The 18,676-nt window shown below is 61.1% G+C and carries 21 protein-coding genes; 12 read left to right on the top strand and 9 right to left on the bottom strand.

Going from position 1 to position 18,676, the window contains the following annotated elements:
- Positions 1-4: 4 nt before the first annotated feature.
- The gene (locus tag HALTADL_RS02310; RefSeq protein WP_089673598.1) at positions 5-1,429 is read right to left on the bottom strand and encodes an MATE family efflux transporter; all 1,425 of its coding nucleotides are present in this window, start codon (positions 1,427-1,429) and stop codon (positions 5-7) included.
- Between the two features lie 118 nt (positions 1,430-1,547).
- On the opposite strand from HALTADL_RS02310, the gene thiE reads away from it, so the two are divergent.
- Positions 1,548-2,234, top strand: a complete 687-nt coding sequence (thiE, locus tag HALTADL_RS02305) for a thiamine phosphate synthase (protein ID WP_089673591.1) — start codon at positions 1,548-1,550, stop codon at positions 2,232-2,234.
- Positions 2,227-3,066, top strand: coding sequence for a hydroxyethylthiazole kinase (thiM, locus tag HALTADL_RS02300; RefSeq protein ID WP_089673599.1), 840 nt, complete (start codon positions 2,227-2,229; stop codon positions 3,064-3,066). The genes thiE and thiM overlap by 8 nt, the downstream gene beginning before the upstream one ends.
- Positions 3,067-3,085: 19 nt before the next feature.
- On the opposite strand, the gene HALTADL_RS17145 is transcribed toward thiM, so the two are convergent.
- Together HALTADL_RS17145 and HALTADL_RS02295 are read right to left on the bottom strand one after the other, a co-directional pair.
- Positions 3,086-3,232 (bottom strand): hypothetical protein, encoded by a 147-nt coding sequence (locus HALTADL_RS17145; protein ID WP_162551654.1) that lies wholly within the window; start codon positions 3,230-3,232, stop codon positions 3,086-3,088.
- A gap of 105 nt (positions 3,233-3,337) precedes the next feature.
- Complete coding sequence (locus tag HALTADL_RS02295; protein ID WP_089673592.1) at positions 3,338-4,051, bottom strand: SDR family NAD(P)-dependent oxidoreductase; 714 nt, start codon at positions 4,049-4,051, stop codon at positions 3,338-3,340.
- A gap of 93 nt (positions 4,052-4,144) precedes the next feature.
- Here HALTADL_RS02295 and HALTADL_RS02290 point away from each other — a divergent pair, with 93 nt between their 5' ends.
- The 5 genes from HALTADL_RS02290 (at position 4,145) to HALTADL_RS02275 (ending at position 8,823) form a co-directional block, all read left to right on the top strand.
- Positions 4,145-5,686 carry a phytoene desaturase family protein gene (locus HALTADL_RS02290; RefSeq protein ID WP_089673593.1) on the top strand — a complete coding sequence of 514 codons (1,542 nt, stop codon included), beginning with the start codon at positions 4,145-4,147 and terminating at the stop codon, positions 5,684-5,686.
- Complete coding sequence (locus tag HALTADL_RS02285) at positions 5,686-6,576, top strand: prenyltransferase (RefSeq protein ID WP_089673594.1); 891 nt, start codon at positions 5,686-5,688, stop codon at positions 6,574-6,576. The genes HALTADL_RS02290 and HALTADL_RS02285 overlap by 1 nt, the downstream gene beginning before the upstream one ends.
- On the top strand, positions 6,573-7,514 hold the full coding sequence (gene cruF / locus HALTADL_RS02280; protein WP_177171958.1) for a bisanhydrobacterioruberin hydratase: 942 nt from the start codon (positions 6,573-6,575) through the stop codon (positions 7,512-7,514). The genes HALTADL_RS02285 and cruF overlap by 4 nt, the downstream gene beginning before the upstream one ends.
- Before the next feature lie 85 nt (positions 7,515-7,599).
- A complete protein-coding gene (locus HALTADL_RS17555; RefSeq protein WP_265472938.1) occupies positions 7,600-7,728 on the top strand; it encodes an HVO_2523 family zinc finger protein in 129 nt (42 codons plus the stop codon).
- A 138-nt stretch (positions 7,729-7,866) separates the two neighbouring features.
- Positions 7,867-8,823 (top strand): phytoene/squalene synthase family protein, encoded by a 957-nt coding sequence (locus HALTADL_RS02275; protein ID WP_089673601.1) that lies wholly within the window; start codon positions 7,867-7,869, stop codon positions 8,821-8,823.
- Between the two features lie 7 nt (positions 8,824-8,830).
- On the opposite strand, the gene HALTADL_RS17140 is transcribed toward HALTADL_RS02275, so the two are convergent.
- Positions 8,831-9,055 carry a hypothetical protein gene (locus HALTADL_RS17140; protein WP_162551653.1) on the bottom strand — a complete coding sequence of 75 codons (225 nt, stop codon included), beginning with the start codon at positions 9,053-9,055 and terminating at the stop codon, positions 8,831-8,833.
- A gap of 371 nt (positions 9,056-9,426) precedes the next feature.
- Positions 9,427-10,335, bottom strand: a complete 909-nt coding sequence (gene rocF, locus HALTADL_RS02270; protein WP_089673144.1) for an arginase — start codon at positions 10,333-10,335, stop codon at positions 9,427-9,429.
- A gap of 231 nt (positions 10,336-10,566) precedes the next feature.
- Here rocF and HALTADL_RS02265 point away from each other — a divergent pair, with 231 nt between their 5' ends.
- Positions 10,567-11,100 carry an Rrf2 family transcriptional regulator gene (locus HALTADL_RS02265; RefSeq protein ID WP_089673143.1) on the top strand — a complete coding sequence of 178 codons (534 nt, stop codon included), beginning with the start codon at positions 10,567-10,569 and terminating at the stop codon, positions 11,098-11,100.
- A gap of 86 nt (positions 11,101-11,186) precedes the next feature.
- On the opposite strand, the gene HALTADL_RS02260 is transcribed toward HALTADL_RS02265, so the two are convergent.
- From HALTADL_RS02260 to cdd, 3 genes are all read right to left on the bottom strand, one after another.
- Positions 11,187-12,353, bottom strand: a complete 1,167-nt coding sequence (locus tag HALTADL_RS02260) for an NAD(P)/FAD-dependent oxidoreductase (protein ID WP_089673142.1) — start codon at positions 12,351-12,353, stop codon at positions 11,187-11,189.
- A gap of 121 nt (positions 12,354-12,474) precedes the next feature.
- Positions 12,475-13,359 carry a nucleoside phosphorylase gene (locus tag HALTADL_RS02255; protein ID WP_089673141.1) on the bottom strand — a complete coding sequence of 295 codons (885 nt, stop codon included), beginning with the start codon at positions 13,357-13,359 and terminating at the stop codon, positions 12,475-12,477.
- Entirely contained in the window at positions 13,356-13,772 is a 417-nt protein-coding gene (cdd, locus tag HALTADL_RS02250; RefSeq protein ID WP_089673140.1) for a cytidine deaminase, read from the bottom strand. The genes HALTADL_RS02255 and cdd overlap by 4 nt, the downstream gene beginning before the upstream one ends.
- An 81-nt stretch (positions 13,773-13,853) precedes the next feature.
- Between cdd and HALTADL_RS02245 the strand changes: the two genes are divergently transcribed.
- Positions 13,854-14,132, top strand: coding sequence for a DUF7520 family protein (locus HALTADL_RS02245; protein WP_089673139.1), 279 nt, complete (start codon positions 13,854-13,856; stop codon positions 14,130-14,132).
- A 40-nt stretch (positions 14,133-14,172) separates the two neighbouring features.
- On the top strand, positions 14,173-14,460 hold the full coding sequence (locus HALTADL_RS02240; RefSeq protein ID WP_245708457.1) for a hypothetical protein: 288 nt from the start codon (positions 14,173-14,175) through the stop codon (positions 14,458-14,460).
- Positions 14,461-14,486: 26 nt separating this feature from the next.
- On the opposite strand, the gene HALTADL_RS02235 is transcribed toward HALTADL_RS02240, so the two are convergent.
- Positions 14,487-15,065, bottom strand: coding sequence for a GNAT family N-acetyltransferase (locus tag HALTADL_RS02235; protein ID WP_089673137.1), 579 nt, complete (start codon positions 15,063-15,065; stop codon positions 14,487-14,489).
- Between the two features lie 96 nt (positions 15,066-15,161).
- Between HALTADL_RS02235 and HALTADL_RS02230 the strand changes: the two genes are divergently transcribed.
- A complete protein-coding gene (locus tag HALTADL_RS02230) occupies positions 15,162-17,171 on the top strand; it encodes an AMP-binding protein (RefSeq protein ID WP_089673136.1) in 2,010 nt (669 codons plus the stop codon).
- A gap of 215 nt (positions 17,172-17,386) precedes the next feature.
- Positions 17,387-18,574: a twin-arginine translocation signal domain-containing protein gene (locus tag HALTADL_RS02225; RefSeq protein WP_162551652.1), complete on the top strand. Its 1,188-nt coding sequence runs from the start codon at positions 17,387-17,389 to the stop codon at positions 18,572-18,574.
- Positions 18,575-18,676 lie beyond the last annotated feature (102 nt).

Raw genomic sequence — 18,676 nt, 5'->3', positions numbered from 1 at the left:
CCAATCAGTCGTCGACCGCAGCCGGACGGTAGGCCCGACTGACCGCCTTCCACCGGTCAGTGCGGAATCGCCACAGAGAGATTCCCGCCGGAACGGTCGTCTCAACGACGAGTGCGATATACAACGCCGAGACGCCCAGCGGCGTCAGGAGTCCCAAATACGCTGTCGGCAGCGCACAGAGATAGAGACCGATAAGGGAGGCATAAAAGGGGATTCGGGTATCGCCCGCACCGCGGAGCACGCCAGTCGCCGAGCCGCCGACGCCGAGCGGGATCACGCTTACCGCCGCGACGAGTACGAAACTCGTCGTCAGCGCGACTGCGGCCGGATCGTCGACGAAGACAGTCGCAATCGGTTCGGCCAAGCCCGCGACACCGGCGGCGACGAACAGATAGATCACCAGCGAGAGCGCGATAATCTCTCGGCCGAAGGCTCCTGCTTCGGTCTCCTCGCCGCGGCCGAGTCGCTGGCCAACCAGTGTGCTCGCGGCAATCGAAAACCCCCACGTCACGCTGTTGGCGAGGTTTCGGACTCGCCTGCCGACTTCGAGGGCGGCCACCGCGTCGGCACCGAAGCTGTCGGCGATCCCCAACAGCGGGAAGACGACCAGTCCCTCGGACAATCGGCGGGCGACCAACGGCGTCGACACCGTTACCAACTGGCGCATCAACCCGACATCGAACTGCGGCCCGCCCATCGAGAGCGCGACCGGGCTTGCTCCGGTTCCGAAATACGTTCGGCCGAACATCCCCCATGAGAAGACGAGCGTGACGAGTCCGGTCGAGACCGCCGTACCGAGGGCGGCTCCCATGACACCGAACCCGAAGCCGAAGATGAGGACCCCGCTCAGCAGGATGTTCATTATCGCGCCGCCAGCGCGAACGATCATCGGCGTGAGCGTGTCGCTGACGCCAGCGTAGGTCCGGCTGGCGATCATGTTCAGGAACTCAAAGACGAGTGCGGGCGCGACGACCACGAGATAGGTCGTGCCGTGGCCGATAGCCGCTTCATTCCCACTCAGGAGACCGATCAGCGATGGGGCAAACACGACGTAGCCGACGACAATCGGAACCGAGAGGCCGAGGGCGATCCAAATGCTCTGTTTGACGACCAGTGCCGCCCGGCTGGCCTCGTCACTGCCGTAGTTCTGTGAGACGAGACTGACCGTCCCCCCAGCCACGCCGATAGCGACGAACTTGCCGACCGACCAGTAGGCTCCGGCGAACGCCAGTCCTGCGACGGCGGGCGCACCCAAGACGACGCCAACCATGGCGAGATCGGCGGTCTGTTTCGACATGATCGCAAAGCCGGTGATCACGCGGGGCCACGCGAGGTCGACCGTCTCTCGGAGTCGACTGCGCTCGATAATCCCTGCTCGTTCGAACAGCGCGGCGACGAACCCGAGCAGTCGGCCGAGCAGGTCGATCATACAACCGTTGGGTTTCGGCTCCCAGCGTTTGCGTTTGTTGGTTTCGACGATCACACAGGCCGTAAAATGATAGCAACGGACCGTAACCCGCTTCCGTGATGACTGTTGACTACCATGCATGAATCCAGACCAGTGGCGAACCTATCTCGTCACACAGGAGTCGCTGTCGGAGGGTCGGTCAACAACCGAAATCGTTGAGGCAGCCATCGAGGGCGGCGTCGACGCCATTCAGCTCCGCGAGAAGGACACCGACGCCCGCACGCGCTACGAACTGGGTCGTGAACTCCGCGAACTCACAGCCGAAGCCGACATCGACCTGATCGTCAACGACCGCGTCGACATCGCCCGCGCCATCGATGCCGATGGCGTCCACCTCGGCCAATCTGACCTCCCCGTTTCAGTGGCCCGTGAGCAGTTGGGTGACGACGCCATCATCGGCGCGTCAGTGTCGACCGTCTCCGAGGCCCGATTGGCGGCGATCACCGGCGCGGACTATCTCGGTGTCGGAGCCGTCTACGGCACAAACTCGAAAGTCGACGCCCCGACAGCCGATGACGGACTCGGGGTCGACGAGCTCTCCAACATTGTCGAGACGGTCAAGATCCCGGTGGTCGCAATCGGTGGCATCACGCCCAACAACGCGGCGGCGGCCATAGAGGCCGGTGCGACCTCGGTCGCAGCCATTAGCGCGATCACTGCCGCCGACGATCCGGCGGCCGCCACCCGCGAGCTTCGAGCCGCAGTCGACAGTGCGATGGGTGACGAGGTAACGGCCGAAGATGCTGTCGAGGCCGACGATGACTAAGGGCTCAGAGGTCTCGACGACCGCGCTGGCCGATTCGTTGTCGGCCATCCGGGAGACCGAACCACTGGTCCAGCATCTCACCAACCGCGTGACGATCAACGATCTGGCCAACATTACCCTCCACTGGGGAGCGTTGCCGGTGATGGCTGACTCACCCAACGACGGCCCGGAAATGGCCCAAGCCGCCGGTGCAGTCCTACTTAATACGGGCCAGCTCAGCGAGTCGATCAACGAAGCCCTCCTCGAAACGGGGCTGGCGGCCAACGAGCGTGGCATTCCGGTCGTTCTCGATCCGGTCGGCATGGGGTCGACGCCGAGCCGAAACAACCTCATCAAACGGTTGGTGGCCGATATCGATATCGCGGCGATCAAAGGCAACTACGGCGAAATCACCGCGCTGGCTGGCGCGGAAGCCGAAGTCAAGGGCGTCGAATCGGTCGGCGACTACGAGGAGATTGAGGCGACCGCCCAAGCGCTCGCCGAGTCGACCGACACCGTCGTCGTCGCCTCCGGGGAGGTCGACATCGTCGCCTCCAGCGAGGCGGTCTACCGCGTCGACTCCGGCCACGAGATGATGGGCGAGGTCGTCGGCACGGGCTGTATGCTCGGCAGCAGCGTGGCGACGTTCTGTGGGAGCGTCGACGACCCCCTTACTGCGGCGCTACATGCAACGCTCGCCTTCGGGCTTGTCGGTGAACAGGCCGACGACCTCGACTACAACGGTCCGGCAAGCTACAACGTGAACTTCCTCGATACCGTCTGGAACTTCACGCCCGATGTGGCACGCGGGCTGGATGTCGACCTCGTCGAACGGGTCGATCACGTCGACTAAACAAAAAAAGCGGCGTCGATCAGACGCGGTCGACATCCGGCGGCGACAGCGGCTCACCGATGGCTGCAATCGCCCGGTCGACCGCATCGTCAGTTACTGATGGCCTAATTCGGGGGTTCGTTTCGCGTGTTTCGAGTCGTTTGTACCAAGCGTCGGCGTCGTTCATGGGGATCATGTGCCCGTGGCACTCCGTCACAGGTTCGTCGACAGAATGCATAAATCGATGGACGCGACCGATCTCGCGACTGTCTTTTTAAGTGTTAGTCGGCGACTACCGCGTCGACTGCTTCCACAGTTTCAGGTCGACGATCTCGCCGTTAATCGTCTCGGGGTCGGCCTCGCTGGCGGCCCACAGGTACATCGGTGCAACGTCGCTCGGATCGCGAGCCTTCTCGATGCCTGTCAGATCAGTCGCCACGAGGCCGGGGTCGACGACACACACTGGCTGGTCGAGGTCGACTGAAAAGCTGCGGGCCACCGCCTCCGCACCGGCTTTCGAGATCGCGTACGCACCCATCCCGGCCTTTGCCTCCCGAGCAACTCCACCGGAGGGAACTAGAACGCGGCCATCAGCCGCGAGATGCGGCACGGCCTCCGTGATTGTTGCAAACACGCCGCGGAGGTTGGTCCGCATCGTGTCGTCGAACCGGCTGTAGGACTCCTCGTGGGTCGGCATCTCGCCGGGTGTCCCGTGGTTGACCGCCGCGTTGGCGACGACGATGTCGATACCACTGCCGCGCCGCGCGGCGTGTTCCATCAGCCGCTCGACCTCGTACTCGTCGCGAACGTCTGTCCGGAGCCCCGAGACGCGGGCTTCTTCATCTGGGTCGGTGTGTGTATCGTTCAGTTCGTCGACCGTCTCGTCGATGTCGGCAGTCTCTCGTCCACAGATCACGACACGTGCACCAGCGTCGACGAACGTCTCGGCGACGGCGCGTCCAATGCCTCGGGTCCCACCAGTAATGACTGCTGTCCGGTCGTCCATAGCAATTGATGGTCGCGGGTGACCCTAAAACTGGGCCTCGGTCGGCTCGAAGTCCGTTCTTTTATACTGATGTCGAACTTATTTGACCTATACATGGTCACCGCCTCAGGAGACGACAGCGACGAACACGGCGGTAACGAAGGACGATACGATGGCGACCTCTCGGTGGTCGACGACGAGGATATCGTCATCATCGGCAGCGGCTTCGGTGGGTTGTCGACGGCCTGCTATCTCGCCGACGCTGGCGCGAACGTGACGGTCGTCGAGAAAAACGAACAGTTGGGTGGCCGCGCGAGCCAACTGGAGATGGACGGGTTCACCTTCGATATGGGACCGTCGTGGTATCTGATGCCCGACGTCTTCGAGCGGTTCTTCGGTCATTTCGGCAAGCAGCCAGACGACTACTACAGCCTTTCGCGGCTCGATCCCCATTACCGGATTTTCTTCAAAGACGGCGATCAGGTCGACCTCCTACCGCATGTCGAGGCCAACAAGGAGCTGTTCGAGAGCTATGAACCCGGCGCAGGAGAGGCGCTTGATCGGTATCTCGACAAATCCCAGTACACCTACGAGGTCGGCATGGAACACTTCGTCTACGAGGACCGCCCCCGACTACGGGACTACATCGACCTTGACGTAATGCGCTACTCGTGGGGACTCTCCTTGCTCGGCAAGATGCAGGGCCACGTCGAGAGCTACTTCGAACACCCGAAACTCCAGCAGATCATGCAGTACACCCTCGTTTTCTTGGGTGGTGCGCCAACCAACACGCCCGCGCTCTACAACCTGATGAGCCACGTCGACTTCAACATGGGCGTCTACTACCCCGACGGCGGGATGGGGGCGGTTGTCGACGGCATCGTCGAACTCGCTGAGGAGTTGGGGGTCGACTTTGTTACCGACCAGCCAGTGACCGAAATCGCAGGCCGAAAGGGAGCCTTTGCGGTCCGAACCGAACACGGCGAAGAGTATCTCGCGGATCGGGTGGTCTCGAACGCGGACTACGCCCACACCGAGCAAGAAATGCTCCCACCCGAAAAACGGCAGTACGACGCCGACTACTGGGACTCTCGAACCTACGCGCCCTCTGCATTCCTGCTGTATTTGGGTGTCGAGGGCGATGTCGACGAACTGGCCCACCACAGCCTCGTTTTGCCAACCGACTGGAGCAACCATTTCGAGACGATTTTCGACACCCCAGCGTGGCCCGACGATCCGGCCTACTATCTCTGTGTCCCCTCGAAAACCGACGATTCGGTCGCCCCGGAGGGCCACAGCAACCTCTTTGCCCTCGTGCCGATTGCGGCTGGACTGGAGGACACCCCTGAGCTACGCGAAACCTTCCGTGATCTCGTTCTCGATGATATCGCCGACAACACGGGCGTCGACCTCCGAGATCGGATTGTTGCGGAAAAAACGTTCTGCGTGAACGATTTCACCGACCGCTACAACTCGATGCAGGGCACTGCGCTGGGCATGGCTCACACGCTTCGCCAGACCTCGCTGTTCCGTCCTTCGCGGAAGTCCTCGAAAGTAGACGGCCTCTACTTCACTGGATCGTATACGACCCCCGGTATCGGCGTTCCGATGTGTCTGATTAGTGGCCAACTAACTGCGGATGCCGTCGCGGAGTGATGTCATCTGTGACCACTGACGAACAGGCGGACTCGGGACTGGTCGACCGACTCAGCTATCTGGTAGCACTCTCGCGGCCACGCTTCTGGTTCTACCTCGCTGGCCCGGTGGTGGTCGGCGTCGCGGTCGCCGCAACCAGCGTCGACGAACTGTTTGGCTCGACCGCAGTCGCGCTGTTCGCGTACTTTCTGCTCCCCGCCAATGTGTTACTGTACGGTGTCAACGACATCTTCGACGCCGAGGTCGACACCGAGAATCCGAAAAAAGACGACAAAGAGGTTCGCTGGCAGGGCGACCGTAGCGTCACCGCAGCAGTTGTCCTCTCTGGGCTTCTCGGCGTTGGGTTGCTCGGAGTGACTCCACCTGCAGCGTGGCCGTGGCTAGTTGGGTTTCTGTTCCTCGCGGTCGAGTACAGCGCCCCACCGCTCCGATTTAAGACGACACCGCTCTTGGATTCGGTCTCCAATGGCCTGTATATCCTGCCGGGGATCGCTGCCTACGTGGTTGTCGCGGGAGGACAGCCACCCGCACTGGCCGTCGTCGGAGCGTGGCTCTGGACGATGGGGATGCACACGTTTTCGGCGATCCCCGACATCGAACCGGATCGACAGGCCGGTATCCGGACGACCGCTACTGCTCTCGGCGAACGACGGACCTACGGCTACGTCGCGGGCTGTTGGCTGGCCGCGTCGCTGGCATTCGGGCTGGTCGACCTACGACTCGGTGGCCTGCTCGCAGTGTACCCCGTGTTCGTTGTCTGGGTCACCCAGTCGTCGGTGGCCGTCGACCGAGCCTACTGGTGGTTTCCGGCGCTCAACACCGCCGTTGGCACCCTGATCACCCTCGGCGCGCTGTGGCAACTCGTCCCCGTCTGGGAGGTGCTGCCGTGAGCGAGTCGGTTACTGACAGCGAGTCGCCCAGGCCGCAGATTCGTGAAGCTGAGGGGCTGTCTGCAGTCATATCCGGTCGACCGCGAACCCGCGAGGAGACCGAGGCATGGCTGGATGCCTTCGTCGACGGGAACCGATTCACGATAGCCGTCTTTTTCCCGCTGATCGGCGCGCTCATGCTACTGGGAAGCGCCGAAGGCTGGTCGTTCATCCCTGAACTACTCCAGTTCAACGCACCCCTAATCCTGTTCGGAACGGTGGTGATGGCCGCCCCGCTGATCGTGGGCGTGATTCCGGCGATTGATCGGCGGGCACTTGGTGGGATCGGGCTGTTGACGGGGTATACCTACCTCATCGAGTACGTCGGCGTGTCGACTGGCTGGCCCTACGGCGAGTTCGTCTACGGGATCAGTCTCGGGCCGATGGTCGGTGAGATTCCGGCGGCGCTGCCGGTATTTTTCCTCCCGATAGTACTCAACACCTACATCCTCTCACTGCTGTTGCTCGGCGACCGAACAACTTCGCGTCTGGTCCGGCTTGCAGTCGTGATTCCGGCGGTCGTGGCGATGGACGTGGTGCTCGATCCGGCGGCGGTCTCGCTAGGCTTTTGGACCTACTCGGCTGGAGGTGCATTCTACAACGTACCGGTGTCGAACTACGCGGGGTGGGTGCTGAGCGCGGTCATTTCTGTGGGGGTCCTCGACTGGACCGTCGACCGAACGATGCTCAAAGAGCGACTCTCGCAGTGTGAATTCATGCTGGACGATCTGGTTAGCTTCGTGATCCTGTGGGGCGCGATCAATGCTTGGTTCGGCAACTGGATTCCGGTCGGGGTTGCGCTCAGCTTCGGTGTGGCAATCTTACGAGCCAAACGGTTCGATACCGGACTGCTTCGTCCCTCACGAGGACTCTACATTCCGCGTGTCGACAAGCCGTAACCTCCCGTTGTAGCCACAGCCTACCGTCGAGAAGGCAGTGCCTGAAACGAGAACCGTAATGTAGCTGGTCGGCGTCTGAGTGGGTATGGGAGAGGCAGAAACACCGCCGGGTCGACCCTGTCCGATCTGTGAGGCGTCGATGGACCACCGCCACTGTAAGTACATCTGTCCGACGCATGGAGTGGTCTACGACTGTTCTGATACCTTTTATTGAGCGACACCTCCACAAGTTACCAAACAACAGTGACAATCTGTTCATGTACGAACTGTTATGTTGATTGCGCCCGTATACAGATCATATGCTGTGCCGCCGGAACCGGCCGACGAGACGACCGACGGCTCTGAGAGAGCTATGGTAGGAGACGACCAAATCGCCCGTAGCAAGGCGATCCAACAACAGACAGGCAAAACCTTCCACGTCGCCACACGGCTGTTGCCGCCACGGATCAGAGAGGCGACCTACGTGTTGTACGCGTTTTTCCGTGTCGCCGATGAGGTAGTCGACGATCCGGGCGACAACACACCAGCCCAACAGCGAGCGGAACTCGAAACGATCCGGGCGGCCGCCCTCGGAGAGACCGAAACTGACGATCCGGTGCTCGCGGCGTTCGCCGAACTCCGCGAGGAGTACGATATCGACCCCGACGACGTCGACACGTTCATCGATGCGATGGCGTCGGATATCGACACCGACCGGTACGAAACGTACGCCGAACTCGAAGCCTACATGGATGGCTCGGCCTCCGCTGTCGGGCGAATGATGACCGCGGTTATGGCTCCCGACAATCCCGAGCAGGCACTCACCCACGCGACCGCACTCGGCGAAGCGTTCCAACTCACCAACTTCCTTCGGGACGTCCGGGAGGACATCGTCGAACGCGACCGGATCTACTTGCCGCAGTCGACGCTTGACCGTCATGACGTTACCAACGACCAGCTCAGAAACTTCGAGATGGATACGGGCGTCGCCGCCGTGATGCAGGACGAACTCGCCCGAGCCGAAGACCTCTACAGTGAGGGTGTCGCCGGAATCAAATATCTCCCCGAGGACTGCCAGCTTGCGGTGTTGCTGGCGGCAGTGCTGTACGCCGACCACCACCGGCTCATCCGTAACCGAGAGTACGACGTCCTCTCGGAGACCCCACAGCTCAGTACGGCCCGCAAACTCGCCCTGCTGGCTCGGACGCGGTGGCAGTGGATCTGGAATAAAGACCCCGAAGCTGTCTTCCGAAATATCACCGAAGGCAAAGGTCGCGGCGGCATGTTCACCCGCGGCGCAAAGTTAGTCGACAGGCTACCCGTCCGGTAGCCGGTCGTTACTGCCATTCAGCACCAGTGACATCCTCCTCGCCGTAAACGGCGAGGCTTCCCCCGCACGAGGAAACCCGGCCCGTTACCGAGCAGGTTTCAGGACCTTCTCTCCCGAGGTCGGTGGGACGGGTTTCGTCCCTCGCTCGGGAGCGTCCTGTGGCGCTGTCACGGGCGCTCCCACCCGCGAGCGAGTCATCGACGCCCGGTTTCTCGGGGCGTCTCTCTCTCAAGCGGTCATGCCTCACGGCACGGTCGGTTCGGTCACACTTCCCCGACCCGTAGGCCGGGTTCCCGTGCTGACGAACGACGCGAACCCCGCAGTCGGTTGCAGAACCGACCCGTGGGAACCGACGCCCGGAAATACTCGGGACGCTAGTTTCAGCGCGTCTCGTACTCCCGCGCAAGTGCCGAGAGCCGACGCAACCCTTGCTAACGTGTACGAGACGGCGTGTACTAAGCATTTGGGTTTCGGTGAGCAATCGTCGGCGGTTGCTCAGCACCGTGTCGGATTCACGCCCGCCGTGAACGGCGGGATTCTCTCCTTGAATCAAGATAGATACCATCTACTACCATTTTATACCCTCTGCTGAGATCACAGGATTCACAAGATTCGTTTTCCGAGTGCGCTTGCGGCGAGTTCGGTCGCCAACTCGGCGGTTTCGTTGTGTTGATCCAACGTCGGATTGACTTCGACGAGATCCAGCGACCGGACTGCTGAGGTCGCTGCAACCTGTTCCATCGCCGAATGGGCCTCACGGTAGGTGACACCGCCGCGAACCGGCGTCCCAACACCGGGAGCTTCGGTTGGATCGAGCCAGTCGAGATCGAGACTCACGTGGATCTCATCGACGCCGTCGGTCGCCACTGCAAGGGCCTCCTCGACGACAGCAGTGATGCCGCGGCTATCGATTTCGGACATCGTGAACACGGTGAAATCCCGCTGTTCGATGAGTCGCGTTTCGGCCTCGTCGACGCTCCGTAGTCCGACGAGGACGAGGTTTTCTTCGCGGAGATGTGGGGCAGTGGCCCACGATTGGTCGGCGAACTCCCCGATTCCGAGGAGCGCTGCCAGCGGCATGCCGTGGATGTTTCCCGACGGCGACGTAGCAGGAGTGTTGAGATCCGCGTGGGCATCGAACCAGATCGCGCCAAGCGGTCCGGCTGCGGCCGAGCCACGCACCGAGCCGATAGCCACCGAGTGATCGCCGCCGAGAACAATGGGGAGTTCGTCAGTTTCGAGCGTCGACTCGACGGTGTCGGCGAGCTGCGTGCAGACGGTTTTCGTCTCCTCGAAGAATTGGGCGGTGCCGGTGGGTACCGACCGCGTGTCGGGATCACACTCCTCAGCGTGCGGTGCGCGGATATCGCCCGCGTCGACCGGCTCTGTGTCCGCCGACCGGAGCTGATCGGCCAGTCCGGCGTATCGGATCGCCGACGGTCCCATGTCGACACCCCGTCTGTTTGCCCCGTAGTCGGTTGGCGCGCCGATGATGCGGACGGTCCGTGTCATACAGTCGCCTCACCCGGCGGCCTCTTAGCAGTAGGGGTGGACGACTAGTCATCTCTCGGATGGCTCACCGAGGCTATTCGTATAGAGAGTCACTACCGTATGACAGTCGACACCGTGAGTCGCTTCATACCACCCAAATGGTGACCGGAAGACATAACGAGCGGGTTTCTCGCACTGAATTGTTACTAGTTTTCCATCGGATTTATGAACGATCCGCCCTAACCGGCTCATATGTCATCAATCGAACTCACGCCGAGTCAGAAAACCATACTGACAGCACTCACGAACCTCCACCGCCAGAGCGAAGACGCCGTCAAAGGCGAAGATATTGCCGAGGAGGTAAATCGAAATCCCGGAACGATCCGCAACCAGATGCAGAGTCTCAAAGCCCTCCAACTCGTTGAGGGCGTCCCCGGACCCAAAGGCGGCTATAAGCCGACCGCCAATGCCTACGAGGCGCTGGATGTCGACGAGATGGAGGAGCCAGCAGCGGTCCCGCTTACGCACAACGACGAGAAAGTCGAGAACGCGAACGTCGAGAGCATCGATCTCTCGAGTGTGCACCACCCAGAACTCTGTCGAGCCGAAATCCACCTGCAGGGCTCAGTCCGAGACTTCCACGAGGGCGACGAGGTAATCGTCGGGCCGACGCCGCTGTCGAAGCTCCGTATCACCGGCACGCTGGATGCGAAAGACGACACGAACAACATTCTCATCCTGCAGATCGACGATATGCTCGCTCCCGCAGAAGAACCGGCTCACTGATCACGCGACTGCAGTTCGGTTTTATTCCCGCTATAAAAGAGATAGCAACGCGAACTGTCGACTGTCTATATTCAGTGCCCCGGCTGTTACATATCGCTCCACGCCTTCGCGGCGCGTTTGAGCGAGGTAACATCCGAGATCCAGCGGCAGGCGATGCCTTTCTTGAGTGCTTTGGCGGCAGGACCGCCGAAGGTGTTGATCGGCAGCCCCATCACGTTGTGAGCGACAGCCTCGTCACCGACCGAGATGACCGTCCCCTTGTCTTTGTGTTTCCACGATTTGAGTGGTGCGCCGCGAACCGCTCGCGCGAGGTTCTCACCGGCGACCTCGGCGGCGGTCCAAGCGGCCTGTGCGGTCGGTGGCGCGACGTCGTCGTTGCCTTGGTCGACCAGTGCGGCGTCACCGATGGCGAACACGCGGTCGTCGCTGGTCTGGAAGTCAGACTCTGCGAAGACGCGGTTCGAGCGCTCGTCTTTGTCGAGGTCGGCCTCAGTAATCTCTTCGTGGCCGGTGATACCGCCGGTCCAGACCAGGACATCATAGTCGAGTTCGCTGTCCTCGCCGAGGGAGACGGTCTCGGCGTCGACTTCCGAGATGAACTCGCCGGTGAGGATCTCGACATCGCGATCCAAGAGTCGCTTTTTGAGTGCGCCTTGGACCTCCGGATCGTTGCCGGGGAAGATCTCTTCGAGCCCCTCGATGAGTTTGATGTCGAGCGGCGCGCGCGTATCGTCGCGGTAGCCGGCGATCTCGCCGGCGGTCTGAATTCCCGAGAGTCCGGCCCCACCGACCAGAATCTGGGCCGGTTCGCTTTGGGTTGCCTCCTCGCCAGCAGCGCGGACGGCCTCGTGGATCTCGCGGACGTCGTCGAGACTCTTGAGCGTCAGGGAGTGTTCTTTGAGCCCGTCGATGCCGAAAAAGGCGGTTGCACTGCCGATGCCGACCAGCAGGTAGTCGTAGTCGACGCTGTCGCCGTCACGGAGTTCGACCGTTCGCTCGTCGGTGTCGACGCCGGTGACGCGGTCTCGAACGAAGTTCGTTTCGGGAGCCTTGATTTCGTCGACCGGGATGGTGACCTTCGATTCGGCCTGCGGGTTGCGGATGACGCGGTGGGCCTCGTGGAGGACGAGATGGTAATCGTGTTCCGAGATCCAGGTAAGCTCGGCTTCGCCCTCCTCGATCTCGTCTTCGAACGATTTGACCGTGCCAGCACCCGCGTAGCCAGCACCAACGACCACAACTTGTTCTGTCATGTGTGTGTATCCAACGGCATCGAATAAATCGGCTTTGAAACGCTGGGCGGAAGCACTGTGCGACGATTGTCAGCTTAAATCCGATTTCAGGCCCCAAAACAGACGAGACAGGGTGTTTCAGTTAATCAAGTGAAAGCCCGGCATGCCACTGGCTCACACCCACCTCACGTTTCCGCCGATCCATCTCGGCCAGCAGGGCGACCGCGAGACTTGCAGTTTCGGCCGCTCGTGAGTCACCTTCCGTCCGGAACTCGCCAGTTTGGCGGTTGGCGTACACCGCACAAACGGCTCCCGCCCGGAGTCCGTAGATCGAAGCCAGCGTCAGAATCGTTGCGGCCTCCATCTCGATGTTTTTGACGTTCGCATTCCGCAGGGAGTCGACGAGATCGTCGCTCCCGGGGGCTTCGTAGCCGTCGAATCCGGGTCGACCCTGACCAGCATAAAAACTGTCGGCACTCATTGTGACGCCGACGTGGTAGTCGTAACCTAACCGCTCGGCGGCGGCGATCAGCGCGGAGACGACCTCGTGATCGGCAGTTGCCGGATAGGTGGGGTTGACGTACTCCTCGCTGGTTCCCTCTTGGCGAACCGCGCCGGAGGTGATAACGAGATCACCGACATCGATTTCGGGCTGGATTGCCCCACAGGAGCCAACCCGGATGAACGTCTCACTGCCAACGCGGGCGAGTTCTTCGAGCGCGATTGCCGCCGATGGACCGCCGATTCCGGTCGACGTCGCCGAAATGGGAGTTTCATTGTAGTTCCCGGTCGCAGTGCGGTACTCTCGATGGGTAGCGACGGTGGTGGCATCATCCCAGAGATCCGTGATTGTCCCGATCCGGTCGGGATTCCCCGGCAGGAGAACGCTGTCGGCGACATCCTCGCTGGTGACTTCGAGATGGTACTGGCGGTCGGCGTTGGGATCTTCGCTGTCGCCCGGAACAGCGGTATCGTTGGGGGCGTCTTCGGTGACCGTAGACTCCTCGACATCCGAGGGCGTGGTCATTGGTCGGCTCCCTGCTGGCTGGCAGCATCAAGTGTTTCCTCCGAGATGGTGTTCGGCAGCAGTTCGCCGAGCGTGTAGGTCGCCGTTTCGTCGCCGAGATCGCAGACGATTTCAAGGTCTTCGTTGGCGAACTCCGATAGCGTCTGTCGACACATTCCACAGGGGGTAACGCCATCGCGGGCCGCAGAGGTAACTGCGAGTCGGTCGAACTCCGTGTGGCCGGTTTTGACCGCCTCGGCGACCGCAACCTCCTCGGCGTGGAGGCTGTTGGAGTAGTTGGCGTTCTCGATATTACAGCCGACGAACACGCTGCCGTCGACGGTTCGAAGCGCTGCACCGACACGGTACTCAGAGTAGGGAACGTGGGCAGCATCCAGCGCGCTCCGAGCCCGGTCGATCAGTGAATCGGTCATACCGTATGCGTGAGGTCAGTCGGTATATAACTCCGGGCTGGAACGGAAACGTGCTTTAGTAGTGGCTGCCTACGGGCATATATGAGCGACGACACGCCACAGCCCGGGGTTGCAGGGTTAGGTCGACGCATTCTGCTCGGTCTCGGTGGACTGATGGTTCTGTTGGGCGGGCTTCTCGGTTTTATCGTCGGTGCCAACGGCGGTGAGGCCCTGTCTGAACTGACGGTGTTCGGTATTGTGACCGTGCCGATCTCACCGGGGGCGATGACACTGTATGGAATGGTCGTCATTGCGGTCGCCATTACGGTCCTCTACAGCGCAGTGTCGCTTGCCTCGCGGTTCGACAGCAATGCACAGTGAATGTGTGACTGTTTTTGCCCCTTCGCCCCGTAGCCGGGGTATGGACTCTCCGACCGGCGATCCCGACGACTCCGCGACAACAGCACAGCCGTCTCGGGAGGAACTACTCGACAGCGAGGTGCTCGACTCCGGCCGGAAACGGAAACGGGCGATACTGTACTCGTTGCCGTTCTTACTGCTTGGACTGGGCAACGCCACGTTAATTCTGATCTGGGGGATCGACCCACTGTGGGCGTTTTTACTCCTGCCGCCAATTTTGTTCTGTACGGGGCTGACCTACATCGTGTTCAGCACCGACTTTCTCGAAGGGCGTGAAGGCGTCCAGTAGTACGCTATTGAGCCAGTAGTCGACGGCTACTCCCCGGTATCGTACTTATAGGTCGCCGTCTCGGGATCGATGCCGAAATCTTCGGGCGACTCTTCAGGCTCGCTGTCGCCATCCTCGGCGTCGGCGTCTTTGAACGCCTCGCGGAGTCGACGCGGCATCTCGAAGGCCTCGACGCCGAGCGCCAGCGGGACGACCTCATCGTCGAGTTGGTCGCGTTTGCGGTCGAGTCGAGCCGACAGCTGGTCGGGAAGTTCGTCGACGTCGATCCGACCAAATCCGAACTGGGTGAGATACGCCGGCTGGTCGGTCAACACGTAAACCGTTTCAAATTCGTCGTCTCCGGCCTCGGCGACCAATCGCTCGATGACGTGGCCACCCACACCCTGGTCACGCCACGTGGGCACTACGCCGATGCCCGTGAGTTCGCAGACGTCCGGCTCCCCGGAGTGAATCCGGCGTCGACCGAAGCCGACCCGCGTGTTGGATTCCTCGTCGACCGCGAGCACGTAGTCGCGGGACCGAAACGACTCAGCGTCGACTCCCAGCGCCTCGATCTGGTCCAACAGCCACGGCTCATCACGGTTTTTGGCATCGCGGACGTACATGCGCAGTCCTACGCGCCCAAGCGCTAAACGTTCTGGGAGGTGTCACAGTCGAAACCTATATGAATGATTATGAGGGTTGGGAGCGAACGACATGGCATGTCGACTCCGCCAATGACCGACGACGTGGTTCACGAGCCGGACCCCGAGTTCATCGACTCGACGAACGTCGCCGCGTTCATGGATAGCTATGGGATCGACGACTACGAGGAGCTGATCGCCCGCACGGGTCCGGGTCTGGAGGGCGAACCCGACTCCGGCGTCGAGTGGTTCTGGGACGAGTTGGTCGACTACCTCGACATCGAGTTCGACAAACCCTACGAACAGGTCCGGGACAACACCGAGGGGCCGCAGTTCACCCAGTGGTACCCCGGTGGTCGACTCAATATTGCGCACAACACCTTGGATCGTCACGCTACGGTCGACAACCCACATCGCAACCGCGTGGCCTGCATCTGGGAAGGCGAACCGGGTGAGACTCGCGAATACACGTTTCACGAACTCCACCGAGAGGCCAATCGCGTCGCCAACGCCTTAGAGGAACGAGGGATCGAAACCGGCGACACGGTCGGCCTTTATATGCCGATGGTGCCGGAGGTTGTCTCGATTCTCTACGGCTGTTTCAAAGTCGGCGCGATTGCGGTGCCGATCTTCTCGGGGTTCGGCGTCGACGCCACGGCCACCCGGATTGACGACAGCGAGTGTTCGATGCTGTTCACCGGCGACGGCTTCTATCGGCGCGGCGATCCCGTCTTTCTGAAGGAAACTGCGGACAAAGCAATCGAACAGACCGAGTTCGTCGAGCACTGTCTCGTCTACGACCGACTCGGCTCGGCCAACCAGTCGACCGAACACGAAATCGCCTTCGACGAGTCCCGCGACGAGTGGTGGCACGACGCTATCGCCGAGCAGTCCAGCGAGTACGACACCAAATCGCTCCCGGCCGACCAAGAGTCCATGCTGTTGTACTCGTCGGGAACGACCGGGAAACCGAAGGGAATCGTCCACACCCACGCGGGCATCCTCATGCAGTGTGCCAAGGAGATCTACTTCGGCTTCGATCACAAGCCCGCCGACCGCTTCTTTTGGGTTTCGGATATCGGTTGGATGATGGGGCCATGGATGCTGCTCGGCAACCACACCTTCGGCGGCACGGTCTTCATCTACGAGGGTGCACCGGATTATCCGGAGCCTAACCGGTTTTGGTCGATGATCGACCGGCACAACCTGACGGTCTTCGGCATCTCACCAACTGCGATTCGGGCGCTTCGAAAACACGGAGATCACTGGGTCGACAACCACGATCTATCGAGTCTCCGCCTGCTCGGGTCGACCGGCGAACCATGGGACCCCGAATCTTGGCAGTGGTTCTACGAGCAGGTTGGGGGTGGCGAGGCACCGATCATCAACATCTCCGGCGGCACCGAGATCTGTGGCTGTTTCCTGATGCCGATGCCAACACAGCCGCTGAAACCCTGCACGCTCGGCGGTCCCGGCCTCGGAATGGATGTCGACATCGTCGACGAGGCGGGGAACTCGATCACAGACGATCACGAGCGCGGCTATCTCGTCGCCCGCGACTCCTGCCCATCGGTGACGAAATCACTCTGGAGCGGTGACGAGCGATACCTCGATGAGTACTGGTCGACGTGGGACGATCTCTGGGACCACGGCGACTGGGCCCAGCAAGACGAGGATGGCTTTTGGTTCCTCCACGGGCGGGCCGACGACGCACTCAACGTTGCGGGTCGAAAGATCGGTCCTGCCGAGATCGAGGGCGTCCTGACCGACCACGAAGCGGTCAATCAGGCCGCTACAATCGGCGTTCCCGACGAAACCACCGGAACCGCAGTCGTGGTGTATGTCGTCTGTGAGAACGGCGTCGACCCGAGCGACGAACTGCGAGGGGAGCTCCGGGAGGTAGTCGGCGAAAAACACGGCAAACCGTTCCGTCCCCGTGAGATACGGTTTGTCGAAGGATTACCCAAAACCCAGAGCGGTAAAATCGTTCGGCGGGCGATTGCGGCGGTCCACACCGGACAGGAGTTGGGTGATCTATCGAGTATTGAAAACCCCGAACTACTGGAGACACTCGCCGATCAATCCTAAGTGGTCGACACAAAAGTAGGGAGCCACTACCCTCCCAAGTAGCGACTCCCGCTGACAGAGACATGCGAACCCCCCAGAGGTACACTCAATCCCTGTCATTTGACTAGTCGGATTGGATTAATAAAAGTGCTGTGGTGTATGACAATACAACGTCAGTTGCGGCATCGTGGGACTGTGTTGGGATGGTACTTGTAGCTGGAGGCAGACAACCGGGTATGGACAGACGGAGTTTCATGCAGGCTGCTGGGGCCACGACTGGAGCAGTCGCGCTTGGTGGCTGTCTCGGTGACAACGAGGATTCAGTCCCAGAACTCGGGGATGGCCCCCAGCGATACGATCTCCCGACGTACAGCGAGCTCACACCCGCCGAGACGCAAAGTGGCGATGGCGTCGTGTTCCTACATCTACGGCTTGCGGTGGTTGGGGCGGTCCAACGGGCAGCGACAGCCGGTCGACTACCTGACGGACCGCTCGTGGAGTTCCCGCTATCCGGTATCGAGACGGTTGCCGACGCCGTCGAGACGCTGTCGAGCTATCCGGTTGCAGCCCCTCTCCGTCGGGCAGTCATCGACGCCGCCGGACCACTTCCCGATGGGACTGCGTTCGGTGCCAACGGGACAGTCGCCCCCGACAACGAACGTATCGACAGAAATACTACGATCAACGAAACCGAAACGGAAAACGAAACGGAAAACGAAACTAAAAACGAGACGAACGGTGGGATTCTGTCGGGCGAGAGCACTGAGACTGGTACGCCCGGGATTGGCGTCACCGATCTGACGCTGACCGACGAACTGGTGCTCTTCCACGGGAGCTTCGACCGGCAGGTCATTGCGGATCGGTACACTGAGGGGTTCCAACAGGTCGACCAACAGCGTGGGCTGCGGATATACGAAGGGACTGGCGACCGCTCGGGACAGGCGTTCGCAGTTGCTGAGGATATGCTCATCATCCCAACCGAGAACAGCAGTCGGTCCTCGGCCGCCGAAACCCTCCTTGCTCACAGTCTGAGCGGCTATATCAACACACTTGATCGTGTCGTCGACGACGAAGACGGCCAGTGGCTGTTCGAAACCACCGGCCCGGCAGCGTTGAGCCTCGGCGTCTGGGGTACCGATACCCCACTCAGTCTCACTGCTGACAGGGTCGGTGTTCGGACCGACATAGTCGACGGACTGGGCCCGGTGTTCGGGACCGTCGACGGCTTCATTAGCGCACTGGCGGTGACTGTCGATACTACGGGGACAGTATCAACCCTCGAGGGGCGGTTCGCTGGGCTGTTCGAAGAATCAATGCCAACCGAAGACGAACTCCGAACCAGCCTTGTCAGCGACGAAACGGCTGCCGAAATCGTGCTTGACGCACCGCGGGCACACCTGACAACCACATTTGAGGATGCCTAACGCCCCTCAGTAAGTAGCATCGAGATTCTGTTTGCTGATTTCCTCTCCCGATTTGTGATTTCTATTGCTTCGAATTCTTGGAATGAATGACCTCGTTTGTCG

This window comes from Halohasta litchfieldiae (assembly GCF_002788215.1).
Lineage (GTDB): Archaea > Halobacteriota > Halobacteria > Halobacteriales > Haloferacaceae > Halohasta > Halohasta litchfieldiae.
The sequence above is the reverse complement of the archived record's forward strand: the minus strand, read 5'-3'. Positions and strand labels throughout refer to the sequence as shown.